Consider the following 24,725-nt stretch of genomic DNA (forward strand, 5'->3'; position numbering starts at 1 on the left):
ACCCCCAAATTAATTATGATAATCTTAAAAGAAGCCAAAACAAAAAGAGATCTCAAGCGTTTTGTTTTATTTCCTTTTTCTTTATACAGACGCAATAAATATTGGGTACCTCCAATAATAAAAGACGAAATCGCCAATTTTAATCCAAAGAAAAATCCTGTTTTTAAAAATGCAGACGCCCACTTTTTTTTAGCTTATAGAGGTAAAAAAATTGTTGGTAGAGTTGTAGCGATTATCAATTGGTTTGAAGTGGATAAGCAACAAATTAAAAAAATGCGTTTTGGTTGGTTTGATGTAATTGATGATATTGAAGTAACCAAAACTCTACTCGATAAAGTAAATGAAATTGGGAAAGCAAATAATTTAGAATATATAGAAGGCCCTGTAGGTTTTAATAATCTTGATAAAACAGGCGTACTTGTTGATGGTTTTGAGCATTTAGGCACTATGATTACTTGGTATAATCATCCTTATTACAAAGATCATTTAGAACAATTGGGCTTTGTAAAAGAAAAAGAATATTTAGAAAACAAATTTATGTTTAAAAATGTTGATGCTGTTTATTACAACAGAATCAGTAACGTTATAAAAAAGCGTTATCATTTAAAAGCTCTAGATTTTAAGAAAACCAAACAGATTTTACCTTATGTAAATGAAATGTTTGAAGTTTTCGATAAATCGTATTCTAAACTCTCTACTTATGTTCCTATATCTGATGCACAAATAGCATATTTTAAAAAGAAATATATTTCATTTATCAATCCAGAATATATAAAATTTGTAATGGATAAGGATGGTAAACTCATTGCTTTTGCAATTGTAATGCCTTCATTTTCTAATGCTTTGCGAAAAGCAAGAGGTCGATTATTTCCTTTAGGGATTTTAAGGTTACTTAAGGCTAAAAAACATGCTAAAGATGTTACTTTTTACTTGATTGGTGTTCATCCTGATTATCAAAATAAAGGAGTTACAGCAATTATTTTTGATCAATATACAAAGACCTTTAGCAAAAAAGGAATCGTTAATTGTATAAGAACCCCTGAATTGGAAGATAATGAAGCTATAAAAAAAATCTGGGAAGATTTTAACCCAGTTACCCATAAAAGACGTAGAACATACAGAAAAAATATTGTTTAGTAGGAAGTAGAAAGATTATAAATTTGAGATGAAAAACAAAAATTTTTACTAAAAAATGCAACTTTTCTACAATTCTGATATTACTAAAAACACTACTCAAATTACTTTCGATAAAATTGAAAGCAAACATATAGTGCGTGTTTTACGTAAAAAAGAAGACGATACTTTAAATATCACAAACGGAAAAGGATTTTTATTTGAAGCAAAAATTAACATTGCTAATGACAAAAAATGTATTGCTGAAATTATTTCTGTTACAGAAAAATCAAAACTTTGGGATTATTATTTGCATGTAGCTATTGCTCCAACAAAAAACAACGATCGTTTTGAATGGTTTTTAGAAAAAGCTACAGAAATTGGTATTGATGAAATAACGCCTATTATCTGTCAAAATTCTGAAAGAAGAATTGTAAAACTAGAACGTTTTGAAAAAATCATCCAATCTGCGATGAAGCAATCTTTAAAATTTACATTGCCAAAACTAAATCTGCCAATAAAATTCAATGAATTTATCAATCTAGATTTTGATGGAAAGGTTTGTATTGCACATTGTGAAGATGTTAAACAGAAAAAAAATCTAAAGTCGATAATACATCCATCAGAAAAAACAACCATTCTCATTGGTCCTGAAGGTGATTTTTCTTCTCAAGAAATTAAAAAATCTTTAACAAAAAATTGCATACCAATTTCTTTAGGAGAAAGCAGATTACGAACTGAAACTGCTGGTTTAGTTGCTGTAAATTTGGTTTCTTTTGTTAATGGATAAATTCTATTTTACTATATTGCTGTAAATTCTTTTTAAGGCTTTATGAAGCAATTTATTACATTTATTTTTTTTGCTGTAATTTCTCAATTTCAAGCCCAAGACGTAGCTATTTTAAAATACGATGGTGGTGGAGATTGGTATGCAAACCCAACAGCAATACCTAATTTAATTGAATTTACAAACGAAAATTGTAAAACCAATATTTCTAAAAATCCACAGAATGTAGCAGTAAACAGTCAAGATATTTTTAATTTTCCTATTCTATTTATGACTGGGCATGGAAATATATATTTTACCAATGAAGAAGCTAGCAACTTAAAAAATTATTTAATTTCTGGTGGATTTTTGCATATTTCAGACAATTATGGTTTAGATAAATTCATTAGAAGAGAACTCAAAAAAGTATTTCCAAAATTAGAGTTTAAAGAAATTCCTAGCAACCATGCTATTTATAATCAAACCTTTAAATTCCCTAATGGAATTCCTAAAATTCATGAACATGATAAAAAACCTGCTCAAGGTTTTGGACTTTTTTATGAAGGCAGATTAGTGGTTTTCTATGATTATGAAACTGATTTAAGTGATGGTTGGGAAGATCAAGTAATCCACAATAATCCAAAAGAAGTTCGTGAAAAAGCACTTAAAATGGGTGCAAATATTATTGAATATGCGTTTACGAATTGATAATAAAAATTTGGTTATAAGATTTTCTTGAATCAGGACACAGATAATCTTAAACATTAAATCATGAATCATGAATCATGAATTTTGAATTTTGAATTTTGAATTTTGAATCTAAAACAAGAATATGCAAAACGAAATCAATATTGATGATATTAAAATAAACTTCGATTCTAGTGGTTTATGGGTATTAAATATAGCCATTGCCATTATTATGTTTGGAGTTGCTTTGGGTATTACTATTGATGATTTTAAACGCCTTTTTAAAAATCCAAAAATTGTTTTTGTTGGAGTTTTATCGCAATTTATTTTATTACCTGCATTTACATTTTTAGGGATTTTACTTATAGAACCTCACCCAAGTTTTGCATTAGGAATGATGATGATTGCTGCTTGTCCAGGAGGAAATGTTTCAAATTTTTTTAGTAAAATGGCTGGTGGAAATGCAGCTCTTTCTGTAAGTTTAACAGCTTTTGCAACTTTAATTTGTATTTTTATGACTCCTTTTAATCTACAGTTTTGGGGGAGTTTATACGAACCAACAAATGTGATTTTAGAAAAAGTACAATTAAACTGGAAAGATTTACTAAAATTGGTTTCACTAATTTTAGGAATTCCTTTAATCTGTGGTATGCTAATAAAACATCATCATTCAGAAATGGCTGTAAAAATAGAAAAAGTCTTAAAACCATTGTCTATGCTAGTTTTTGTTGCTTTAATATTTGTTGCTTTTTCACAAAATTTAGATGTGTTTGTAAATCATATTCATCATGTATTACTTCTAGTAATTTTTCATAATATTTTTGCTTTTATTCTCGGGTTTTATACTGCAAAATCTTTTGGTTTAAATAAGCAAGATACCAAAACGATTTCTATGGAAACTGGTATCCAAAATGGAGGTTTAGGGTTACTATTAATTTTTGGCTTTTTTGATGGTTTAGGTGGTATGGCTTTATTAGCTGCATTTTGGGGGATTTGGGATGTATTTTCTGGTATGGCTTTGGCTACTTTTTGGGGTAGAAACACTAAAACTGTACAAGATTAAAATGATACTAAAAAAGCTTTGGTATTTGAGTGTAAAGCTATTTCTTAAAATTAGCTTACGTTTTTACGCAAAAGAAATTAAAGTTTTAGGAAGAAAAAATGTTCCTAAAAAAGGAGCTGTTTTATTTGCTATTAATCACCCTAATGCCTTAATGGATCCGTTGTTTGTGACTTCTTTTAACCCTAGAGAAAATCATTTTTTGGTAAGAGCAGATGTTTTTAAAAAACCATTAGTTAGAAAAGCATTAGCCACCTTAAACCTAATGCCTATCTATAGAATTAGAGATGGTAGAAAACAACTTTCTAACAACGAAGAAATCTTTAAGAAGTGTTTTAACATTCTAAAAAACAAAGAAACTTTATTTATTTTTCCACAAGGTGGACATTGCAGAGATAGAACTATTCAGCCTTTAAGTAAAGGGTTTACAAGAATAGTTTTTGGTGCTTTAGAGGAAAATCCTGATTTAGAAATTACAGTATTACCTGTTGGACTTACCTATCAAAATTCGTCAACTTACCCAAGTAAAGTATGTGTGAATTTTGGTAAACCTATTGACTCTAAAGAGATTTTAAATAATAATCTTAAACCAAAAGCCATCAATATTTTAAAAAACGAAGTAAGTAATCAACTCAAAAAATTGACTGTTCATATTCCTAATGATGAAAACTATCATATCATATTATCAAAATTAAATGCAGCAAATGTAGATTTTACTGAAGTTGATGTAGTCAACAAAATGATTGCTGAAAATAATATTCCTAAACCTCGTAAAAAACCAGTAAACTACCTAAAACCAATTTTTTATTTAATTATTTTGAATAGTAGTATTCCGTATTTATTTTGGAAAAAAAGAGAAAAACAAATTGAAGAACAAGAATTTGTTGATACTTTACAATATGGAATAAACGTGATTACTTTTCCTGTTTTTTATGTGATTCAAGCATTTATTCTACATTTTTTCTTCGGATTGAAAATTGCCTGTATTTATTTTTTGAGTTCTATACTGTTGGTGTTTTTGTATAGTAAGTTTTGTGTTACAAATACTGAAAATATTTAGTTTATGAATAAAAAGAAATACTTTAAAAGAATATATAATAATATTGACAAATATGGTTTTAACACTACCAGTCTACTAGAGGAAAAAGGTTTTACTCCTTTTGGTTATTCAACAGGAATTTATAAGAATTTTAAAATTCCAGAATTATTTATTTCTGGATTACTACCACGTTTAAATGGAGACTTAATACATTATTATGTTGAAAAATATAAATTTAAAGAAGTTCCTATTAATGAGAAAATTGAAGGTTTAAGTGATCGATTTCCAGTTTACTTTATTGAATTAGATAACAATAATCTAACTGAATATACATTAACTTCTATTAAATATTATAAAAATGCACCTTACAAATATTTGCAATTAATTTTCCCAGATTTAAATGGATATTTTCCTTTTGAAAAAGAATATAATTATGATCAAGAAATTTTAGGTGATATTAGTAAACTTAAGAGAGATTAGTGTTTATAAACAAGGATAGCCTAGATTGAACGATTTGTTTAAGCTCTTTTGAGGCACAAAAAAAGCGAGTACTAAAAGCAGAAAATAGCTTCAAAAAAACTTACTCAATAATAGCATCCTGTATAACTTGCTGAATTTTGGTTCTCATATTTTCTTTAATCAGACCCTTATTATCCATAGTAGGATACACTCTGTTTGATAAAAACACATAGACAATTCCGCTTTTTGGATCTGCCCAAGTATAAGTACCTGTAAAACCAGAATGACCAAAACTTTCATCGGAAACGCAACCACAAGTAGCTTCAACATCTGGATTTAATTGAGGTTTATCAAAACCTAAACCTCTTCTTACTTTTTTATCCTCAAAATAACGCGTATTAAATTTATCTACAGTTTCTGATTTTATATATCGTCTGCCTCCATAAAAACCTTTCTGTAAATACATCTGCATTACTTTAGCAACATCGTTTGCATTGGCAAATAAACCTGCATGCCCTGCAACACCACCTAACATTGCAGCACCCATATCATGTACATAACCATGTAATAGTTGATTTCTAAAATAATCGTCTTTTTCTGTAGGTACAATTTCTGATTTATTAAACTTTTGCAAAGGCAAATACGTCATTCTATTAGCTCCTAAAGAGCTATAAAACTTTTGGTCTGCTAATGTGTTTAAAGGTTTTTTATATTTCTTTTCTAATGCTTCTTTAAATAAATAATACCCTAAATCGCTATACTTATAGCCTTCTTTTTCTCTTTGCTCTACTTCTTTAATTTTCTCGTAAATACTATCTTTATATGACTTTCTGATGTATAAATTCTCTGCAACTTTAACACTAAATTCGGTATTCTTTTTATCTCTGTAGAGTTTTTTAGAATTTTTACCAGTAATACTATCTTGTGTATTAATATAGAAAGGAATCCAAGCTTTTAGTTTACCATAATGTGATAAAATCTCTTTTACCGAAATTGAAGCTTTGTTCGTATTTTTAAAACTTGGAAAAATTTCTTTTAAGCTAGCTGAAATAGGGATTTTTTCTTCCTCTTCTGCTTTCATCAACAATGGTAAAGAGGCTAAAATTTTAGTTAAAGACGCTAAATCGTAAATATCAGAATTTTTAACAGCTCTTGTCTTTTCTTCTGTATGATATCCATAACTTTTTTGAAAAACAACCTTACCATTTCTAGCAGCCAATACTTGAAAACCTGGCGACATTTTCTCCTCTAAAATGGTATCTGCATATTTATCTATCAATGCTAGTTTTTTAGAAGACATATTTACTTCTTCTGGAATTGTATATTGTAACCTACTTAAACTATACGATTTTAATCCATGCCCTACTTTAAACTCATCTTTTATAGAAACTGGTAGTTTGCCTTGTAACGCATAAGCTCCAAAAATAGCTTGAGCAGAGAGTTCTTGAGCTAATTTACTGTTTTGATACGATACAATAATACTCTCTATATTTTCAAAACTTTTAAGTTGCAACAAACTATATGGACTTGTAAAAACATCTAAAATCATATTTTTTTTACGAGCAATTTCTTGCAACCAAACCAATTCTTTTTCCTTAAACTTATAACTCTTCCAAGGGTGATTGTTAGACTTATGAAACCCAACAATAACTAAATTATATGGTTTTAACTTTTTAACCAAACCACTTAAATTATCATCAGAAACAACATCAACTTTGGTATAATTTTTAAGCATGTTTACAAAGTAATTCCCAGAATTATCACCTAATTTTACATAAGCAATTTTCTTGTAATCTAAATTTGCTAAAGGCACTTCTTGCTTGGAATCCTTGACTAAAGTTATAGAATTCTTGATTAATTTTCTGTGTAACAACTCATCTGCAATTGTGTTTAAATCTTCATTTAAATTTTCTAAAACTACAGGTTTGTAATTGTGTAAACCCATCCAATATTTAGCTTTGAGAATCTTTTTTACAGTTGCATTTAGTTGCTCTTCACTCAATGTTTTTAAAGTAATTGCCTGTTTTATCAAACGTACACTTGCTGGGACATCTTGTGGTATTAATAGCATATCATTACCTGCCATAATTGCTGCTAAATCTATCTCTGCAGATGTTGCATAATTGGTGGCTCCTTTCATATTTAAACCATCTGTAATAACCAAACCTTTAAAACCTAATTCGTCTTGTAATAAGTTCGTCACTACATTTTTTGAAAGTGATGTAGGTAAATTGGTATTCGATTCTAAACTGGGGATATTTAAATGGGCAGTCATAACAGAACCTACTCTTGCATCAAATATTCTTCTGTAAGGATACAATTCTATCGAATCTAAACGTGCTTTATCAAAATTTAACAGAGGTAATGTATGGTGAGAGTCTGAAGCTGTATCTCCATGACCAGGAAAATGTTTGGCATTTGCCATTACTTTTTGGCTTTGCATACCTTCAGTAAAAGCGATTGCTTTTCTAGTAACATTTTCTTTACTTTCTCCAAAAGAACGATTCCCTATAATCGGGTTTTCTGGATTTACATTAACATCTACAACTGGGGCAAAATTAATATGAATACCTAATCGTTTGCAGTGTTTGCCTATATGCTCGCCAAATTGCTTGATTAAAGCTTCGTTTTGAATAGCTCCTAAAGTCATGTTCCAAGGGAATTTATAGGTGTTTTTTAAACGCATATCTAAACCCCATTCTCCGTCAAAACCAATCATTAGGGGCACTTTTGCTAGTGCTTGATACCTATTATTTAAAACAGCTTGTTTTTCTGGTGTACCTTGCATAAAGATAAGATTCCCAACATGATATTTGGTTATCATTTCTGTGATAAAATCTTCGTGCTTTTGATCTAAATTAGAATAAGCCTGTACCATAAACAACTGACCTATTTTCTCATCAACAGACATATTGGTTAAGATGCTATCTACCCAAATTTCTTGCTTTTCAAAGTCTTCTGTTCTTAAAGGATCTACAGTTTGAGATTGCACTTTAAAAACAATTATTATTAAAAATAATGTGACGAGTTTTTTTATCATACTCTTTTTCAGTTTCAATTTTTATACCAAAAAACGTTTGTGCCAACTTTCTTTAGCTGGTACTTCCCAATTGTTCTCAAAATCTTCTTTGGTGTTTACCATATTATTAAAAACAATGGTATCTTGAGTAATTTTATTTGTCTTTGCAAATTTTTGAAAATCAGCTAGTTTTACCAAATTAATATGATCTCCACTTTTAAAAGTGATGTTCATTTTATCCATTAAATCTAGCTGTAACTCTTTTTCTAATTGCTGTACAAAATGCACAGAAGCATCAATAGAACAACCAGAAACAGAATTGAAACTCTCATCAACAGCCAATACTAAAAACTGATTGTATTTTATGGTAAAAGAGCCTTTTAAATTATCTCCATGTCTTGTCCAAGAGTTGATAAACTGTATTGCTTTTTCTGAAATAAATTCTATTTCTTGTGCTGTAAATTCTCTGCTAGATTGATAAATCCAAACTCGTGAGTTATTGGGTAAATTCTTATATGCTGTAAACATAATTATGTTTATTCGTTTAATTTTTTAATTGGTAACTGTTTAATTTGATAAAATTAATGAAATTGCTGGTGCATATTTACGCATCATTTTTACTTTGCTTAAAGGTGATAATTGCCATTTTCCTTTTACATATAAATACATATTATCATTTCTATCTTTTTTAGGATATTTTGTATAGCCTATAATTGGAGCATAGAAAAACTCGTTTTCTGTATCTGATTCATTTTTTCCATATTGATTAAAGGGAATAAATAGTTTTTCAAATGCAATAAATAAACCGTTTTCAGGAATTTCTAAATTATAATTAGAAATATCGATTACTGCTTTTTGTTGCCCACTTTCAATCTCAACAGGTAAATTTATATTTAATAAGTCCTCTTTTGGCAAACCTGTTTTACCATCTTTACTAAAAATACGTATTCTAAATTTCGATTTTTTTCGATGTTGATTTCGTTTTGCAAAATGAATGGTTATGGTTTCTAAATAGGTACAGCATTTGGTTCTTTTATCATTAGGAAAATATTTTGCTAACATTCTCATACCAGATGTATGCACACCTTCTACTCTATTTTTAACTTCTCCTAAAATAATAGATTTATCTACTTTTTTTGTTAAAGTAATTTCATCTAATTCAACATTCTTGGGCTGCAAGTACAAAATAGAGTTTTGTACATTTTTTGCTAAAACTATGGTGTCTTTATAATTTAAACAAGAGATATGAATTTTAGCATCTAAATATTTTTTATTCAAATTCATAGAAAAAGTTCCATCTTCATTAGATGAAATTCCTTTGTTAGACTTCAAAAAACTAATGTTTGCATATACAACTGGTTCTTTGGTTTCTTTATCAACTAATTTTCCTTTGAAATTAATTCTTTGAGAAAATACTGTTGTTGAAATAAATAAAAAAAAGATTAGTTTTTTCATACGTTTTGAGATTTCTCGACACAATTTTCTTCATTCATCAGAAAATCACTCGAAATGACAGGATTGTTATCTTAAATTAAATTTTTGTTGTAAAGCTTGTAGTTTTTCTGCATCTGTCATTTTGTTTTTTGGTGCAGACATTCTTTCTTTTATTTCTTTCAATACTTTTTTGGTATATAATGGAAAATCTGCATTCTGAATCCAATTATTATATCCTGGATTTTCTTTTAACACCTCTTCCACTGTTCTTCCTTTATATTTTCCAAATGAAAATATTTCTTGTTCATCATCATTCATCAGAATAAAACCAGCAAAATCTGCTCGCTTTCCATGAGTTGAAAACTCACTTAAAGCATCAACTGTATTCTCCAAATCGTCATATTTATCAATCTGTGCTAACAAAATTTCGTAAGTAGCATTTGTATCTGCTTCTGCTCCATGAGCACCTTCCAATTCTTTTCCGCAATAAAATTGATACCCTGCACTTAATGTTCTTTGCTCTTTTTTATGAAAAATAGTTTGTACATCAACTGCTTTTCTATTTTTCATATCAAAATCGATACCTGCCCTCATTAATTCTTCTGCTAACAAAGGAATATCAAATCTATTGGAATTAAACCCTGCTAAATCACAATCGGCAATCATTTCATTTACTTTTTGAGCAAGTTCTTTAAAAGTAGGTTCTGTAACTACTTTTTCGTTTGTAATACCATGCACATCAGTTGCTCCTTGTGGAATTTCTACTTCCGGGTTTACCAACCAAGTTTTACTTTCTTTATTTCCATTTGGAAACACTTTTAAGATAGATATTTCTACAATTCTGTCTGTTGCAATATTAACTCCTGTAGTTTCTAAATCGAAAAATACAATCGGCTTTTTTAATTCTAGGTTCAAGGTTTAAAATTTAAAGTTAGTAGTTCAACTTTGACTATTGAATTCAAAATTTTGAACTTTTAAGTTTATTCATTATTTAATTGTGCTTTGAAATCGTCAATTTGCACTTTTAATTTTGGTGACAATTCTGGAGCTGTAAAGTTGTATTTTTCTAATTCTTTAATTAGAATTTCTGCCAAACGTAATCTGGCAGTAGGCTTATCATCAGCAGGAATTACAAACCAAGGTGCATTTTCTTTAGAAGTTCTATTTAGTAAATCTTCGTAACAAAACTGGTATTTATCCCAAAGTTTACGTTCTTTTAAATCTGCATCTGAAAATTTCCAGTTTTTTTCTGGAATATTTAATCTTCTTAACAATCTGTTTTTTTGCTCATCTTTAGATAAATTTAAAAAGAACTTTAAAACGATAGTTCCATTAGTTGCCAAATGATTTTCAAACTGATTAATTCTTTCCATTCTATCATGATAAAAAGCATCGTCTAAATCTTCTATTTTTTTAACAGCGGGTATGTTTTCTGCAAAAATATATTGTGGATGCACTCTTGTAACCAACACATTTTCGTAATGTGTTCTGTTAAAAATTCCAATCTTTCCTTTTGGTGGCAAAGCTATATAATGTCTCCACATAAAGTCATGTTTCAACTCTAATTCAGTGGGTACTTTAAAACTATGCACAACTACTCCACTTGCATTTACATCTTTAAAAACCTCTCTAATTAAGCTGTCTTTCCCAGAAGTATCCATGCCTTGTAAGCAAATTAACAATCCAAATTTACCTTCTGCATACATGGCATTTTGTATACTGCTCAACTTTTTTCGGATTTTCTTTAGTCCTTTTTTAGCATCAACAATAACCTCTTTTGTAGCTATATCTTTTAGTTTTATCTTGCTAGAAACTTTATAATCGTCTAAATTCATCATCAATCTAATTAATGTTTAAAGATAAACAATTCTGTTTTTTTACCATTGATTTACTAAAGAGTTTTATAAATTAAAATGATGCCTTTTTTTAAGCTCTAATTTAATTTTTTTTCATCTTTAATACATGAAAACAAAGGTAATTATTCAAGGGAGTTCTAACTCAAAAGGTAACACTTACAAAGTAGTTAACTACTTAAACAATGACAATAAATTTGATATTATTGATTTAAAAGTAAAAAATATTGGTGCTTTTGAATATGATTTTTCTAATGCACAAGATGATTTCTTACCTTTAATGGAAGAAATTATTGAAAAATATGATACTTTTATTTTTGCAACACCTGTTTATTGGTATAGCATGAGTGGCACAATGAAACACTTTTTTGATAGACTTTCTGATTTACTACACTACAAAAAAGAATTAGGAAGGCAATTAAGAGGTAAAAAAATGGCTATGATTAGCAACTCTGGTGAAAATGACAGAAAAGATGGTTTTTCTATGCCTTTTATACAAAGTGCTAATTATTTGGGTATGGAATATTTAGGAGATACCCATGCTTGGTTTTCTGATAATGAAATTGATAATGAGGCTAAAAATAAGATTGATGAATTCAGAAAATTAATTTAAATGTTTTAAAAATAAATATCTATTTTAAGCTGTTAATGAAAGTAAAATACGATGAAATTGGGACTGGTTATAACCTTACAAGAAAAGCTGATAAATATTTAACAGAGAGGTTAATTCATCATTTACAACCATCTAAAAATGAAAAATATTTAGATATTGGTTGTGGAACAGGTAATTATACAAATCAAATTCAAAAGAAAGGATATGATTTTATAGGTATTGATCCATCAGAATTAATGTTAAAAAAAGCAAAGTTTAAAAACACAGAAATTTCTTGGAAAATTGGTTCTGCCGAAAACACTGGGCTTTCTAAAAATTTTGTTGATGGAATAATTGCCTCTTTAACAATACATCATTGGACAGACTTAAAAAAAGGGTTTTCAGAACTTAATCGCGTTTTAAAACCAAATGGTCGCATTGTAATTTTCACATCTACTCCAAAACAAATGAATGGTTATTGGCTAAATCATTATTTTCCTAAAATGCTATCAGATTCAATTGTACAAATGCCTAGTTTTGAAAATATAAAAACAGCAATGGAAGCCAGTGAAATTCAACTTTTAGAAACAGAAAAATATTTTATTAAAGAAGATTTGATGGATAAGTTTCTGTATTGTGGAAAACAGAACCCAGAATTATATTTTGACACTCAAATTAGAAATGGTATTTCTTCATTTGCATCATTATCAAATATTGATGAAGTTGAAAACGGATTGTCTAAATTGAAAACTGATGTTGAGAATGGGGAAATTAAAAAAATTATAAAATCTTATGAAAACGAGTTTGGAGATTATTTATTTATAATCGGAAAAAATTAGACATAAAGTAATTATTAGACTTCTTACACTTCCTAAACAAATAATTCTTCAATTTGGATTATATTTGTTGAGATAGATATCAGAAAATGCTGATATTTTTTCTTAATTCTTAATGTAAAACTTCCTCCTAAAATGCCTAAAAAAGGAAAAGCAAAAAACACTTTAAATAAAGCAAAGCACTCTAAACTGATGCAACAGAAAATCAATAAGATTAAGCTTGAAAAGAAATTACATAAAGAAAAATTAAAAGCTATCATTAAAAAAGCCAATGCTATAAAAAAAGAACAAGAATGAGTTTAAAATACTATTTAGGAGTAGTTATTTCACTTCCACTTTTACCATTTTTGTATTATCAAGGAAAAAAGATTCGTAAAAATGTACCTAAACTTCCTGAAGCGAAAGAACCTAAAGGCTATATAAAAACTACATCAGAAAGAACTCTCAAAATTTTAGCCATTGGAGAAAGTACTATAGCTGGGGTTGGGGTAGATTTTCATAAAAATGGTTTTATTGGAGCTTTGGCAACAACAATATCAAAAGAAAAAAATATTTCTGTTTTATGGAGAGTTTATGCTAAAAGCGGTTTTACTGCTAAAATGGTTAGAAAAAGATTGCTTCCAAAAATTGAAGAAACCAATGCAGATATTATTGTAATTGGTCTTGGAGGCAATGATGCTTTTAAACTCAACTCACCTGAAGTTTGGATATATCAAATTAATTTATTGATAAAAAATTTAAAACATAAATATCCTAAAACACCTATTTATTTTACAAACATGCCTCCTATTAAAGAATTTCCTGCGTTTACAAAAGCAATTAAATTTGTGATTGGTAATCTTGTTGAGATTTTAGGAAAACGATTATATAAAAGAGTAAGAAAGAAAACGAATGTGCATTACAATAATGAAATTGTTACTTTAGAAGCTTGGAAAGAACGTTTTCAATTAGATGGTAACATCGATACTTTTTTTAGTGATGGTGTGCATCCTTCTAAATTAACGTATCAAGTTTGGGGAAAAGATATGGCACAATTTATTATGAAATCAAATAGTTTTTAATAATGACAGCAAAAGAAATTATAAACCATTTTGAATTAGAAAAGCATCCTGAAGGAGGCTATTTTAAAGAAACTTATAGAAGTAAAGGAGCTATTTTAGAACAAAATTTACCTGAATATTTTGAAGGAAATAGAAATTACTGTACTAGTATTTATTTCTTATTAACTTCAGCAAATTTTTCTGCTTTTCATAAAATTCAACAGGATGAAATATGGCATTTTTATGAAGGTACAACCTTAAAATTACATTTAATTTCTCCTGAAGGGAAATATTCTTATATTTTAATTGGAAACGATTACCTTAATAATGAAGTTCCACAGTTTACTGTACCCGCTCATTTTTATTTTGCTGCAGAAATCATTAAAAAAGATTCTTTTGCTTTTGTAGGTTGTACAGTGTCTCCTGGTTTTGATTTTAAAGATTTTGTATTACCTTCTTGCAAAGAATTAATTACTGAATTCCCTGAACATAAATATATAATTGAACAATTAACACACCAATAATAAAATCCCAAGCTTTTACTTGGGATTTATCTTTTTAAAATTTAAATACTCAAACTTTTTATTGGTCTATTGAGCCTAAAACACGTTTCATAAAAGAATTTAACGCTTCCTTTTTTGGAGTACCTCCTTTTATCATTTTATTTACTTCTACTGCTCCATACATATTAGAAATCAACTCTCCTATAACATCTAGTTCCTCATCTTTTAATGATGAAACTTCTGTTAATGCTTCAAGAGTATCTATGGTTTCTAATACATAATCTTCGTCATTTTGCTCAATAAAAGTAGTTAAATGTTTAATTATTGGTAATTTCATTCATATTTGTTTTATGAGATTCTGAAACAAGTTCGAAATAACTAAAGCTAAATAACTTCAGACACCAACTCTTTTAAAACATCAAACTTATTAGTTTGTGTTTGATTTTTCTTTTCTCCACCAACAAAAGTTGCAAATGTTGGTAAATTACTTACGTCAGCAAGTTTTCTACTTTCTGGAAATTTTTCTGCATCAACAATTACAAATTTTGTTGCATCGTTTTCTGAAGCTAATTTTTTAAATTTTGGCTTCATAATTCTACAATTCCCACACCAAGTAGCAGAATACTGTACTACTACTTTCTCATTTCCTTCTACGATAGTTTGTAAGTTATCTTCTGTTAATTCTTGTACCATTTTTTGTTATTTTTCTCATCCTAAATCTTATACAAAGGGAAGGATTTAATTTGGTTGATGTTTTTAGTGAGTTGCTAAATATGCAGCAGTTTCTTTTGCATTTGGAGCCATTGCTGTTTTTCCTTCTTCCCAGTTTGCAGGGCAAACTTCTCCATTTTTCTGAACATGAGAGTAAGCATCAATCAAACGTAAAATTTCATTTACATTTCTACCAACTGGCATATGGTTAATTCCTTCATGGAATACTGTTCCTTCTTCATCAATTAAATATGTTGCCCTATAAGTTACGTTGTCTCCCTCAACCTGAATCGTTTGTGTTATTTCATCAAAAGTTTCATTTGTAATATCCAAAATACCTAATATTGACGACAAGTTTCTATTACTATCTGCTAAAATTGGATACGTAACACCTTCTATACCTCCATTTTCTTTAGAAGTACTTAACCATGCAAAATGTACTTCTGGAGTATCACAAGAGGCACCAATAACAATTGTATTTCTTTTTTCAAATTCTGATAATGCAGATTGAAAAGCATGTAATTCTGTTGGGCATACAAATGTAAAATCTTTTGGATACCAGAATAACAATACTTTTTTATTGTTTTTAACTGCTTCTTCTAATACATTTAGTTTAAATGTATCACCCATTTCATTCATTGCATCTACATTTAAATTTGGAAATTTTTTACCTACTAATGTTGCCATTTTTTTGTTTTCTTTTTTTAAGTTATACTATTAATTATTACACAAAATTAATCTCGTAAAACTTTATAAATAAGTATTGAAATAAGAATTATTTTATACTGTAATAACTTTTATCAATACCATGTTTTAAGAGATTTTACAGACATCTAAACATCTGATTATCTTTATTTTAAGATAATTTTAATAGCTAAAAACTATATTGACATAAGAATTATAGATAAATATTATCTAAATAAATATTGTAAATTTGAAAAGCAACAAATTAAATTTATTTATCATGGAAAAAAATAATTCTGATTCAAATTTTAAAGCATGGGATGTAAACAATTCAGAAGCCGTTCCAAAGTGTCCGTTTATGAGTGGTTCAATAAAAAAAACTGCTGGAGGTGGGACAAGTAATAGAGATTGGTGGCCAAATGAATTAAAATTAAATATCCTTCGTCAAAATGCGAAAAAGAATGATCCATTAGGTGAAGGTTTTAATTATGCAGAAGCATTTAACAGTATTAATTACGAAGAATTAAAAAAAGATGTAATTGATTTAATGACAGATTCTCAAGATTGGTGGCCAGCAGATTATGGACATTATGGAGGGTTTATGATTCGTATGGCTTGGCATAGTGCAGGAACCTATAGAGTTGGTGATGGACGAGGAGGAGCTGGTTCTGGAACTCACAGATTTGCCCCTTTAAATAGCTGGCCAGATAATGGAAATTTAGACAAAGCACGTTTACTTTTATGGCCCATAAAAAAGAAATATGGAAACAAAATTTCTTGGGCAGATTTAATGATTTTAGCAGGCAATTGTGCTTTAGAATCTATGGGATTCCCAACTTTTGGTTTTGCTGGTGGTAGAGAAGATGTTTGGGAGCCAGAACAAGACATTTACTGGGGAAGTGAAACTGGCTGGTTAGATAATGATGAAAGATATGACACTTCTGATGGAGATTTAGAAGGACATTTAGGAGCGGTTCATATGGGATTGATTTATGTAAATCCAGAAGGACCAAATGGAAATCCAGACCCTTTAAAATCTGCACATGACATTAAACTAACATTTGGTAGAATGGCTATGAATGATGAAGAAACTGTAGCTCTAGTTGCAGGTGGTCATACTTTTGGTAAAGCACATGGTGCTGCAGATCCAGATAAATATGTTGGTGCAGAACCTCATGGAGCTTCAATAGAAGAAATGAGTACTGGTTGGAAAAACACATTTCAATCTGGTGTTTTAGATGATGCAATTACAAGTGGAATTGAAGGTGCTTGGACACCAAACCCAACAAAATGGGATGCTGATTATTTTGATGTTTTATTAAACTATGATTGGGAATTAACTAAAAGCCCTGCAGGTGCACATCAATGGACGCCTAGTAATGCTGATGCAAAAAAAGCACCTAAAGCTGGTGATGCTAATGGAACTCAAGCTCTAATGATGACTACTGCTGATATGGCTTTAAAAATGGATCCAGACTACAGAAAAATTTCTGAACGTTTTCATAAAGATCATAAAGCCTTTGAAGATGCTTTTGCAAGAGCTTGGTACAAATTAACGCATAGGGATATGGGGCCTATTGATCGTTATTTGGGTCCAGAAGTACCAAAAGAAGAATTAATTTGGCAAGATCCAATTCCTAAAGTAGATTACACTTTAAGTGATGCTGATATTGACGCTTTAAAGAAAATGATTTTAGCTTCTGGATTGTCAACTTCAGAATTAGTAAAAACAGCTTGGGCTTCTGCTTCAACTTTTAGAGGATCAGACAAAAGAGGTGGAGCTAATGGTGGTCGTTTACGTTTAGAACCACAAAGAAGCTGGGAAGTAAATAATCCTGAAGAATTAAACAAAGTTTTATCTGTTTTAGAAGGAATTCAAAATGAATTTAGTGGAACAATTTCAATGGCAGATTTGATTGTTTTAGCTGGAACAGCTGCTGTTGAAGAAGCTGCAAGTAAAGGTGGATATAATATTTCTGTTGACTTTACGCAAGGAAGAGGTGATGCATCTCAAGAACAAACAGATTTAGAATCTTTTGGATATTTAGAGCCATTAGCTGACGGGTTTAGAAATTATATAAGTCCCAAGTTAGAGGTTGCAGATGAAGATTTATTAGTTGATAGAGCTAATTTATTAACATTATCTATACCAGAAATGACAGCTTTAGTTGGTGGTTTGCGTGTATTAGGAGCAAATTATGATGGTTCTAAAAACGGAGTTTTTACAGATAACATAGGAACTTTATCAAATGACTTTTTTACAAATATTTTAGACTTCTCCTTAACTTGGAAAGCTGCTAATTCTGAAGAAAAACAATTTATTGGACGAGATAGAAGAACCAATGCAATGAAATTTTCTGGAACTAGAGCAGATTTAATTTTCGGTTCTAATACAGAATTAAGAGCCGTTTGTGAAGTTTATGGAGCAAATGATGGTGAAGAACGTTTTGTAAATGATTTTGTTAAAGCTTGGACTAAAGTGATGAATTTAGATCGATTTGATTTGAAATAATAATTTTATAATTAAAAAATGAGGACTAAAAATTAGTCCTCATTTTTTTTATTTTCCTGTTCATCTTCTTTTTTAAGTAAAATCGGATGGTCTTCTATACCTAAACCCACAACTTTAATAATACTTGTTACAGCATTAAAAAGCATTAAAACAACAGATATTAAGCCTCCACTTAAGATTGAAGATATTACCAAAGTTGAATAATATATGTAAGCATACCATTCTGTAGGTACATTTTCAGATTCTGTAACTGGTAAATTAAAAAACTGAAAAATTATCATTGCAGCTACAAAAACTATTGTATCAATTTTTGCTATTAATATTACATGTTTGTAGTGACTTTTATTTAGGTTTGTTTTGGTTCCAGAACTTACACTTATCAAGGTTAATAATAATGCTAATATAGTTGCTGAAGCTAAAACAATTGTATTACAAAGCATTATAAAACCTGACAAAGAAGATTTTATCAATTCTTTAGCTTCGTAACCACTAATACTTCCTAAAGCAAAAGCTCCAAAGCCTGTAAAAATAGCTGCAATAATTCCACCAATTAAAGCTCTTTTATTATAATTTGATAATTTAAAAATCTTCAACATAAGCTTATTTACTTGCAAAAAGTTTTACATCACTACTAGAAACTTGCTTTTCACCTAAAATAATTAAACGTTCTACAACATTTCTTAATTCTCTAATATTTCCTGTCCAATCATATTGCTGTAATAATTCAATAGCATCATCAGAAAAGGTTTTCTTTGGGTTGCCTTGTTCTTCAGAAATCTTTTTAGAAAAGAAATCAACCAATAAAGGAATGTCTTCTCTTCGATCATTTAAGGCTGGCACTTTTATTAAAATAACTGCTAATCGATGGTATAAATCTTCTCTAAACCTGCCTTCTGCAATTTCCTTTTTTAAATCTTTGTTAGTTGCAGCAACTACTCTTACATTTACCTTAATATCTTTATCCGAACCTACTCTAGAAATTCTATTTTCTTGCAAAGCACGTAAAACTTTTGCTTGTGCAGACAGGCTCATATCTCCTATTTCATCCAAAAAAATAGTACCTTTATTTGCAGCCTCAAATTTACCTGCTCTGTCTTTATTAGCACCTGTAAAAGAACCTTTTACATGACCAAATAACTCACTTTCTATTAATTCTGATGGAATTGCAGCACAATTAACTTCTATCATTGGTGCTTTTACTCTATCTGATTTTTCATGTAGCCAATGTGCAACTAATTCTTTTCCTGTACCATTTGGACCTGTAATTAAAACTCTTGCATCTGTGGCAGCAACTTTTTCTATGATATCTTTAATATGACTAATGGCATCACTTTCACCAATCATTTCATAATTTTTACTAACTTTCTTTTTAAGTCTTTTATTTTCTACAATCAATACTTTTTTGTCTAAAGCATTTCTAACTGTATTCAATAATCGATTTAAATCTGGTGGTTTAGAAATATAATCAAAAGCTCCTAAACGCATTGTATTTACTGCAGTGTCTAAATCTCCATGACCAGAAATCATTACAATGGGTATTTCTGGTTTAATTTTCTTTGCTTTTTCTAACACCTCAACACCATCCATCTTTGGCATTTTAATATCACATAAAACCAAATCGTAATCATTATTTTTTATCATTTCTATTCCAAGCAAGCCATCTTCAGCTTCTTCTACATTATAAGCATCATTTTCTTCTGATATTATTTTTTTTAAAACTCTTCTAATAGATGCTTCGTCTTCAATTATCAATATTTTCGACATTATATTCTAAATTTAATTCCTGATCTTAAATAAAACGAGTTGATATCATCTAGGGCAAAAACATCATCTCTATTTTCGTTTCTTAATATATTATTCAACCTAAAAGTATAACCACTGTAAGCGTACCAAACTAAATTTTTGGTAAAAGCATATTCGTAGCCAAAACCTGCAACACCAACTGATAGCGAAATATTATCTACTTGCTGACCTTGTACCATTTTTCCTTGCTGAATGTGTGCAAAATAACCATCTAACCCTAAAAAAGCTTGTACATTATTTTTATTGTTAAAACGATATTTTAAATTCATCTTTGGAACACCAACTGTGTATGACCATTTTTCATTGAATTGTCTAAAATAACTAATTAAAGGCAAAGGAAATGGAATTCCTGCAGTTGTATTATAAGTTAGCCCTAAAATAAGTCTATAAGGTGTTAAATCTGTAGCTTTTGTTCTGTCTTTTATAAAAAATACTCCTCCATTTAAAAAAAAATCGTCTTTGGTAATTTTATTTGTTAATGTAGATGCTAATCTTGGAGTAATTCTATAAGCAACTCTCCAATTCTCATTCATTTTATGAGTGTAAGCTAAATTTAAATCTAAAACCGTAATTGAATTTAGAAAGGAAATATCAAAAGGATAAGTATCTCTTAAATTTAAAATAATTCTGTTATATTCTATTCCAACCACAAAATAACTATCTTCTTTAACTTTTATAGGGTAATTAAATAGTGCTCTTAATCTTGTATATTGATCTTCTGATTTTGTTTTTGGAATAAAAGAATACTCTACTCTAGCTAAATCTGTAAGCTGTGCATTTGTAAATGAATGGGCAGTTAAGAATAGAAATACTATTATTTTTTTGAGCATAATTTTTCATTTTTATCTATTTTTTCTGAAACAGATGAACATCTCTCTGTGGAAATGGAATGGAAATATTATTTTCTCTAAAAGCTTTATCTATAGCAAAACGCAAATCACTTTGCACAAACCTAGTTTCAAAACTGTTATTTAATGAAAAAACCAATTTAAAATTCAATGAACTGTCTGCAAAATCTGAAAATAATACAGTAGGTTCAGGAATTTTTAAAATCTTCTCGTGCTTTTTAGCTTGCTCTAATAATGTTTTTTTTACCAACTCAACATCACTTCCATATGCAACTCCAACATTTACAGATTCTCTTGTTTCTGTTCCGTTTTCTGTCCAATTAAAAAGAATATTTGTTAAATATAGATGATTTGGAATTACCAAAACTTTATTATCTATAGTTACAGCTCTTGTGGTTCTTAAACGAATGTCTAAAACACGACCAACTTTGCCTTCTAATTCAATAATATCTCCAACATGAACAGATTGATCAACTAAAATAAAAATCCCAGAAATAATATCTTGAAATAGCGTTTGTAATGCCAAACCAACACCAATTAAAAGTGCTGCTGATGCTGCAAAAACAGCAGTTACATTTACACCAGCTGTATGCATTCCTGCTAAAAATATTATAAGAAAAACAAACCATCTTATATAGCCAAACATGGCTACAAATTTTTGTTTATCGTTTGCGGGTAATTTTCTTGTAATTAATCTTCTAACAAATTTAAGAATTAAGGAAGCTACTATTAATGCAATCAAGATAAATAATAACCCTTTTACAGTAATGCTTATTTCTTTACTAAAAATAAAAGTATAATCTAAAATAGAACTTGCTTCTTCTACAATAGTTTCTTTTACTTGTTCTATTTTTTCTTGCATTTAGCCTTTATATTTCATCCACTTATACAAATCTTTATAAGTTGGCTTTTTACCATACATTAAAATACCAACTCTATAAATTTTAGCAGCTAACCATACCATAAAAACAAAAGTTATTACTAATAATGACATAGAAATTGCGAGTTCTCCCCAAGATACACCAAAAGGTACTCTCATTAACATTACTATTGGGCTTGTTAAAGGAATATATGAAAAAGCTACAGATATTGGCCCATGAGGATCGCTAATTACAGTTGCAAAACCAACATAAACTCCCAGTATTAAAGGCAACATAATTGGCAACATAAATTGTTGAGTATCTGTTTCATTATCAACAGCTGCACCAACAGCAGCAAACAATGAACTGTATAACATATAACCACCTAAAAAGTAAAATATAAAAAGAATAAACAATTTTAATAAAGGTAGTCTTGCAATTTCTTGTAAAATAAGTTGCATTTTATCTCCACTTGCAGCTTGTTTTGTTGCTTCTAATTGTTCTGGAGTCATATTTGCTGTCTGTATTTCACTCATATCAACACCCAAAATTGTGGTTAATACAAGACCTAATACAGAAATTAAAATACCCCAAACAATAAACTGTAATAAACCTGCAGAAGCATTACCAATAATTTTGCCCAACATTAATTGAAAAGGTTTCACAGAAGATACTATCACTTCTATAATTCTACTCGTTTTTTCTTCTATAACACTTCTCATTACTGAAGTACCATAAATCATTACAAACATCATTAAAAAATAACCAGCTATAGCTCCTACTCCAATTTTTAAACCGTTAATTAGTTTGGACGATTCTTCTCCTGAAAAGTTAAACATTTTAATATCAGATTGAATTCTGGAAGCGTTAATTTTTTCCAAATCAATACCAAAATTATTGAGTTTTTCATTCCTTAATTTACGTTCAATTTTATTTTCAATAGAGTTCATCACTGATAAACCTGGAGAATCTTTAGAGTAAAATTCTATTGAATTTGCTAAAATTTCTAAACTATCTTTTTTGGGGATATATAATGCTCCATAATAATTACCTTCTTCTACTTTCTTTTTTGTTGCTACAATTCCATCTGTAGTGAAATCTTTGTAATGAATCGTTTTAGTGTCTTTAAAATCATCTTTTGAAAATAATTTAGATTCATCTACATAAACTATAGTTTTAATTTTTTCGTCATTTTTTTTCATCAAAAAATAGACAAGAGCTCCCATACCTACCATTATTAATGGACTCAAAAAAGTCATGACTATAAACGATTTATTACGAACTTTTGCAATAAACTCTCTTTCTATAATTAATTTTAATTTACTCATCTTAACTATTTTTATTTACTGCCTCAATAAATATATCGTTAGCACTTGGTATTAATTCAACAAAATGTTGCACTTGTCCTCTAGTTGTTAAAAAAGATAACAAATCATTAGCTGATTTGGTTTTATCTAGTTTAACATTTACTGTTAATTCATCACCTAGTAGTTTAAAATCTGGAGGTAAAACACTAAAATTTTCTTGTAAAGCCAATTCAACTTCTTTTTTGTTTGATGTTGTTAAGCCTACTTGATATGTATTAGTTCTAAATTCTCTTTTAATATCATTTAAATTACCATCCAAAATCTTATTAGATTTATCAATCAGTGCAATTTCATCACACATTTCTTCAACAGATTCCATTCTATGTATTGAAAAGATAATTGTTGCTCCTTCATCTCTTAATTTTAAGATTTCTTGAGCAATTAATTGTGCATTAATAGGATCAAAACCTGAAAAAGGTTCATCAAAAATTAATAATTTTGGGTTGTGCATTACAGTAACTATAAATTGTACTTTTTGAGCCATTCCTTTAGAAAGTTCCTCAATTTTTTTGCCCCACCAAGCAGAAATATCAAATTTCTCGAACCAATATTTTAACCTTTTTTTTGCTTCAGATTTAGATAATCCTTTTAATTGAGCTAAATACAAAGCCTGCTCACCTACTTTCATAGATTTATATAAACCACGTTCTTCTGGCAAATAGCCTATATCAGCAGTATGTTTTGAAGCTAAAGTTTCACCATCTAACAAAATACTTCCACTATCTGGCATTGTTATTTGGTTAATAATTCTGATTAAAGAGGTTTTTCCAGCCCCATTTGGGCCTAGTAAGCCATATACACTTCCTTTTGGTATATTGATAGAAACATCATTTAGAGCAGTATAATCTCCATACTTTTTAACAATATTTTTAATTTCTAGTAAATTACTCATCAATTCTTATTTAAATTTAAGATAGCATTATTACAAATGTAAGTATTTAATAGTATTAGTATTAAAATTTGAAAAATGTTACCATAAAAAAAATGTTAAATTTATTATGCACGCATAACTTTTTTTATATTTACTATGCACGCATAGTAAATTTTCATATCTTTGACACAATGGATAAAAATGTTTCAATAGACCACCAATTAAGAGCAACTTGGCAAGCTGTTGCAAAAATGTATAATGAGCAAGCTGCCAAGCACGATAGTACAATGGCTACTGCTTTTGTACTATTAACTATTGATAAAGTTAAAGGAACACCTTCTACAGCTTTAGGTCCTTTAATGGGAATGGAACCAACAAGTCTTTCTAGAATTTTAAAAACGATGGAAGATAAAGGTGCTATCTGTAGAGAAAAAAATCCTGATGATGGTAGAAGCGTTATTATAAAACTAACAGATTATGGCAAAGAAATGCGTAAAGTTTCTAAAGGTCATGTTTATCAATTTAACAATATTGTTAGAGAACATGTTTCTGAAAAAGAATTGGAATCTTTTTTTAAAGTAATGGTTACTATAAATAAATTAATAGTAGAGAAGAAAATTTTTGAAACTGTATCACAAGACAAATAATAAGTACTAAACTGAATATAT

27 protein-coding genes are annotated in these 24,725 nt (G+C 29.1%); 13 read left to right on the plus strand and 14 right to left on the minus strand.

Annotated features, from left to right (window positions below):
* Positions 1–15 precede the first annotated feature (15 nt).
* From BTO18_RS07620 to BTO18_RS07645, 6 genes are all read left to right on the plus strand, one after another.
* Positions 16–1,137, plus strand: a complete 1,122-nt coding sequence (locus tag BTO18_RS07620) for a GTP cyclohydrolase (protein ID WP_105015652.1) — start codon at positions 16–18, stop codon at positions 1,135–1,137.
* Positions 1,138–1,192: 55 nt separating this feature from the next.
* The gene (locus tag BTO18_RS07625; protein WP_105015653.1) at positions 1,193–1,903 is read left to right on the plus strand and encodes a 16S rRNA (uracil(1498)-N(3))-methyltransferase; all 711 of its coding nucleotides are present in this window, start codon (positions 1,193–1,195) and stop codon (positions 1,901–1,903) included.
* Between the two features lie 42 nt (positions 1,904–1,945).
* Positions 1,946–2,587, plus strand: a complete 642-nt coding sequence (locus BTO18_RS07630; protein WP_105015654.1) for a DUF4159 domain-containing protein — start codon at positions 1,946–1,948, stop codon at positions 2,585–2,587.
* 124 nt (positions 2,588–2,711) lie between these two features.
* Entirely contained in the window at positions 2,712–3,629 is a 918-nt protein-coding gene (locus tag BTO18_RS07635; RefSeq protein WP_105015655.1) for a bile acid:sodium symporter family protein, read from the plus strand.
* Between the two features lies 1 nt (position 3,630).
* On the plus strand, positions 3,631–4,686 hold the full coding sequence (locus BTO18_RS07640; RefSeq protein ID WP_105015656.1) for a lysophospholipid acyltransferase family protein: 1,056 nt from the start codon (positions 3,631–3,633) through the stop codon (positions 4,684–4,686).
* A gap of 3 nt (positions 4,687–4,689) precedes the next feature.
* Positions 4,690–5,145: a DUF4262 domain-containing protein gene (locus BTO18_RS07645; RefSeq protein WP_105015657.1), complete on the plus strand. Its 456-nt coding sequence runs from the start codon at positions 4,690–4,692 to the stop codon at positions 5,143–5,145.
* A gap of 100 nt (positions 5,146–5,245) precedes the next feature.
* On the opposite strand, the gene BTO18_RS07650 is transcribed toward BTO18_RS07645, so the two are convergent.
* From BTO18_RS07650 to BTO18_RS07670, 5 genes are all read right to left on the minus strand, one after another.
* Positions 5,246–8,164, minus strand: coding sequence for a serine hydrolase domain-containing protein (locus BTO18_RS07650; RefSeq protein WP_105015658.1), 2,919 nt, complete (start codon positions 8,162–8,164; stop codon positions 5,246–5,248).
* A 21-nt stretch (positions 8,165–8,185) separates the two neighbouring features.
* A complete protein-coding gene (locus BTO18_RS07655; RefSeq protein WP_105015659.1) occupies positions 8,186–8,671 on the minus strand; it encodes an ABC transporter ATPase in 486 nt (161 codons plus the stop codon).
* A gap of 39 nt (positions 8,672–8,710) precedes the next feature.
* On the minus strand, positions 8,711–9,598 hold the full coding sequence (locus tag BTO18_RS07660) for a carboxypeptidase-like regulatory domain-containing protein (RefSeq protein ID WP_105015660.1): 888 nt from the start codon (positions 9,596–9,598) through the stop codon (positions 8,711–8,713).
* Positions 9,599–9,664: 66 nt separating this feature from the next.
* Positions 9,665–10,492, minus strand: coding sequence for a 3'-5' exonuclease (locus tag BTO18_RS07665; protein WP_105015661.1), 828 nt, complete (start codon positions 10,490–10,492; stop codon positions 9,665–9,667).
* 65 nt (positions 10,493–10,557) lie between these two features.
* Positions 10,558–11,412, minus strand: coding sequence for a PPK2 family polyphosphate kinase (locus BTO18_RS07670; protein ID WP_105015662.1), 855 nt, complete (start codon positions 11,410–11,412; stop codon positions 10,558–10,560).
* Between the two features lie 127 nt (positions 11,413–11,539).
* Here BTO18_RS07670 and BTO18_RS07675 point away from each other — a divergent pair, with 127 nt between their 5' ends.
* The 5 genes from BTO18_RS07675 to BTO18_RS07690 all read left to right on the plus strand — a co-directional run bounded on the left by BTO18_RS07675 (position 11,540) and on the right by BTO18_RS07690 (position 14,422).
* A complete protein-coding gene (locus BTO18_RS07675; protein WP_105015663.1) occupies positions 11,540–12,043 on the plus strand; it encodes a flavodoxin family protein in 504 nt (167 codons plus the stop codon).
* Between the two features lie 35 nt (positions 12,044–12,078).
* Entirely contained in the window at positions 12,079–12,861 is a 783-nt protein-coding gene (locus tag BTO18_RS07680) for a class I SAM-dependent methyltransferase (RefSeq protein WP_105015664.1), read from the plus strand.
* 132 nt (positions 12,862–12,993) lie between these two features.
* Positions 12,994–13,155 carry a hypothetical protein gene (locus BTO18_RS17615; protein ID WP_170063243.1) on the plus strand — a complete coding sequence of 54 codons (162 nt, stop codon included), beginning with the start codon at positions 12,994–12,996 and terminating at the stop codon, positions 13,153–13,155.
* Positions 13,152–13,919: an SGNH/GDSL hydrolase family protein gene (locus tag BTO18_RS07685; protein ID WP_105015665.1), complete on the plus strand. Its 768-nt coding sequence runs from the start codon at positions 13,152–13,154 to the stop codon at positions 13,917–13,919. Before BTO18_RS17615 ends, BTO18_RS07685 begins: the two co-directional genes overlap by 4 nt.
* 2 nt (positions 13,920–13,921) lie before the next feature.
* Positions 13,922–14,422 (plus strand): cupin domain-containing protein, encoded by a 501-nt coding sequence (locus BTO18_RS07690; RefSeq protein WP_105015666.1) that lies wholly within the window; start codon positions 13,922–13,924, stop codon positions 14,420–14,422.
* Positions 14,423–14,480: 58 nt separating this feature from the next.
* On the opposite strand, the gene BTO18_RS07695 is transcribed toward BTO18_RS07690, so the two are convergent.
* The 3 genes from BTO18_RS07695 to BTO18_RS07705 all read right to left on the minus strand — a co-directional run bounded on the left by BTO18_RS07695 (position 14,481) and on the right by BTO18_RS07705 (position 15,799).
* Positions 14,481–14,738 (minus strand): DUF6952 family protein, encoded by a 258-nt coding sequence (locus tag BTO18_RS07695; RefSeq protein ID WP_105015667.1) that lies wholly within the window; start codon positions 14,736–14,738, stop codon positions 14,481–14,483.
* Positions 14,739–14,785: 47 nt separating this feature from the next.
* Positions 14,786–15,094 (minus strand): thioredoxin family protein, encoded by a 309-nt coding sequence (locus BTO18_RS07700; protein ID WP_105015668.1) that lies wholly within the window; start codon positions 15,092–15,094, stop codon positions 14,786–14,788.
* Between the two features lie 63 nt (positions 15,095–15,157).
* The gene (locus tag BTO18_RS07705; protein ID WP_105015669.1) at positions 15,158–15,799 is read right to left on the minus strand and encodes a peroxiredoxin; all 642 of its coding nucleotides are present in this window, start codon (positions 15,797–15,799) and stop codon (positions 15,158–15,160) included.
* Between the two features lie 277 nt (positions 15,800–16,076).
* Here BTO18_RS07705 and katG point away from each other — a divergent pair, with 277 nt between their 5' ends.
* Positions 16,077–18,308: a catalase/peroxidase HPI gene (gene katG, locus BTO18_RS07710; RefSeq protein ID WP_105015670.1), complete on the plus strand. Its 2,232-nt coding sequence runs from the start codon at positions 16,077–16,079 to the stop codon at positions 18,306–18,308.
* 32 nt (positions 18,309–18,340) lie between these two features.
* Here the strand turns inward: katG and BTO18_RS07715 are convergent, their stop codons facing one another.
* From BTO18_RS07715 to BTO18_RS07740, 6 genes are read right to left on the minus strand one after another with little or no spacing between them, the layout of a single operon-like run.
* A complete protein-coding gene (locus BTO18_RS07715; RefSeq protein ID WP_105015671.1) occupies positions 18,341–18,904 on the minus strand; it encodes a hypothetical protein in 564 nt (187 codons plus the stop codon).
* Positions 18,905–18,908: 4 nt separating this feature from the next.
* On the minus strand, positions 18,909–20,072 hold the full coding sequence (locus BTO18_RS07720; protein ID WP_105015672.1) for a sigma-54-dependent transcriptional regulator: 1,164 nt from the start codon (positions 20,070–20,072) through the stop codon (positions 18,909–18,911).
* Entirely contained in the window at positions 20,072–20,941 is an 870-nt protein-coding gene (locus tag BTO18_RS07725; RefSeq protein WP_105015673.1) for a DUF6268 family outer membrane beta-barrel protein, read from the minus strand. The genes BTO18_RS07720 and BTO18_RS07725 overlap by 1 nt, the downstream gene beginning before the upstream one ends.
* 16 nt (positions 20,942–20,957) lie before the next feature.
* Positions 20,958–21,821 (minus strand): mechanosensitive ion channel family protein, encoded by an 864-nt coding sequence (locus BTO18_RS07730; protein ID WP_105015674.1) that lies wholly within the window; start codon positions 21,819–21,821, stop codon positions 20,958–20,960.
* Positions 21,822–23,147, minus strand: a complete 1,326-nt coding sequence (locus BTO18_RS07735; protein ID WP_105015675.1) for an ABC transporter permease — start codon at positions 23,145–23,147, stop codon at positions 21,822–21,824.
* Position 23,148: 1 nt separating this feature from the next.
* A complete protein-coding gene (locus BTO18_RS07740) occupies positions 23,149–24,078 on the minus strand; it encodes an ABC transporter ATP-binding protein (RefSeq protein WP_105015676.1) in 930 nt (309 codons plus the stop codon).
* A 170-nt stretch (positions 24,079–24,248) separates the two neighbouring features.
* On the opposite strand from BTO18_RS07740, the gene BTO18_RS07745 reads away from it, so the two are divergent.
* Positions 24,249–24,704, plus strand: a complete 456-nt coding sequence (locus tag BTO18_RS07745) for a MarR family winged helix-turn-helix transcriptional regulator (RefSeq protein WP_105015677.1) — start codon at positions 24,249–24,251, stop codon at positions 24,702–24,704.
* Positions 24,705–24,725: the final 21 nt, after the last annotated feature.

It is taken from the genome of Polaribacter porphyrae, from assembly GCF_002954685.1.
In the GTDB taxonomy this organism is placed as follows: domain Bacteria; phylum Bacteroidota; class Bacteroidia; order Flavobacteriales; family Flavobacteriaceae; genus Polaribacter; species Polaribacter porphyrae.

Bases quoted from the DNA above. Each gene is read 5' to 3' on its own strand.
- BTO18_RS07620 (WP_105015652.1), top strand. From the start codon at position 16: ATGATAATCTTAAAAGAAGCCAAAACAAAAAGAGATCTCAAGCGTTTT.
- BTO18_RS07625 (WP_105015653.1), top strand. From the start codon at position 1,193: ATGCAACTTTTCTACAATTCTGATATTACTAAAAACACTACTCAAATT.
- BTO18_RS07630 (WP_105015654.1), top strand. From the start codon at position 1,946: ATGAAGCAATTTATTACATTTATTTTTTTTGCTGTAATTTCTCAATTT.
- BTO18_RS07635 (WP_105015655.1), top strand. From the start codon at position 2,712: ATGCAAAACGAAATCAATATTGATGATATTAAAATAAACTTCGATTCT.
- BTO18_RS07640 (WP_105015656.1), top strand. From the start codon at position 3,631: ATGATACTAAAAAAGCTTTGGTATTTGAGTGTAAAGCTATTTCTTAAA.
- BTO18_RS07645 (WP_105015657.1), top strand. From the start codon at position 4,690: ATGAATAAAAAGAAATACTTTAAAAGAATATATAATAATATTGACAAA.
- BTO18_RS07650 (WP_105015658.1), bottom strand. From the start codon at position 8,164: ATGATAAAAAAACTCGTCACATTATTTTTAATAATAATTGTTTTTAAA.
- BTO18_RS07655 (WP_105015659.1), bottom strand. From the start codon at position 8,671: ATGTTTACAGCATATAAGAATTTACCCAATAACTCACGAGTTTGGATT.
- BTO18_RS07660 (WP_105015660.1), bottom strand. From the start codon at position 9,598: ATGAAAAAACTAATCTTTTTTTTATTTATTTCAACAACAGTATTTTCT.
- BTO18_RS07670 (WP_105015662.1), bottom strand. From the start codon at position 11,412: ATGAATTTAGACGATTATAAAGTTTCTAGCAAGATAAAACTAAAAGAT.
- BTO18_RS07675 (WP_105015663.1), top strand. From the start codon at position 11,540: ATGAAAACAAAGGTAATTATTCAAGGGAGTTCTAACTCAAAAGGTAAC.
- BTO18_RS07680 (WP_105015664.1), top strand. From the start codon at position 12,079: ATGAAAGTAAAATACGATGAAATTGGGACTGGTTATAACCTTACAAGA.
- BTO18_RS17615 (WP_170063243.1), top strand. From the start codon at position 12,994: ATGCCTAAAAAAGGAAAAGCAAAAAACACTTTAAATAAAGCAAAGCAC.
- BTO18_RS07685 (WP_105015665.1), top strand. From the start codon at position 13,152: ATGAGTTTAAAATACTATTTAGGAGTAGTTATTTCACTTCCACTTTTA.
- BTO18_RS07690 (WP_105015666.1), top strand. From the start codon at position 13,922: ATGACAGCAAAAGAAATTATAAACCATTTTGAATTAGAAAAGCATCCT.
- BTO18_RS07695 (WP_105015667.1), bottom strand. From the start codon at position 14,738: ATGAAATTACCAATAATTAAACATTTAACTACTTTTATTGAGCAAAAT.
- BTO18_RS07700 (WP_105015668.1), bottom strand. From the start codon at position 15,094: ATGGTACAAGAATTAACAGAAGATAACTTACAAACTATCGTAGAAGGA.
- BTO18_RS07705 (WP_105015669.1), bottom strand. From the start codon at position 15,799: ATGGCAACATTAGTAGGTAAAAAATTTCCAAATTTAAATGTAGATGCA.
- katG (WP_105015670.1), top strand. From the start codon at position 16,077: ATGGAAAAAAATAATTCTGATTCAAATTTTAAAGCATGGGATGTAAAC.
- BTO18_RS07715 (WP_105015671.1), bottom strand. From the start codon at position 18,904: ATGTTGAAGATTTTTAAATTATCAAATTATAATAAAAGAGCTTTAATT.
- BTO18_RS07720 (WP_105015672.1), bottom strand. From the start codon at position 20,072: ATGTCGAAAATATTGATAATTGAAGACGAAGCATCTATTAGAAGAGTT.
- BTO18_RS07725 (WP_105015673.1), bottom strand. From the start codon at position 20,941: ATGCTCAAAAAAATAATAGTATTTCTATTCTTAACTGCCCATTCATTT.
- BTO18_RS07730 (WP_105015674.1), bottom strand. From the start codon at position 21,821: ATGCAAGAAAAAATAGAACAAGTAAAAGAAACTATTGTAGAAGAAGCA.
- BTO18_RS07735 (WP_105015675.1), bottom strand. From the start codon at position 23,147: ATGAGTAAATTAAAATTAATTATAGAAAGAGAGTTTATTGCAAAAGTT.
- BTO18_RS07740 (WP_105015676.1), bottom strand. From the start codon at position 24,078: ATGAGTAATTTACTAGAAATTAAAAATATTGTTAAAAAGTATGGAGAT.
- BTO18_RS07745 (WP_105015677.1), top strand. From the start codon at position 24,249: ATGGATAAAAATGTTTCAATAGACCACCAATTAAGAGCAACTTGGCAA.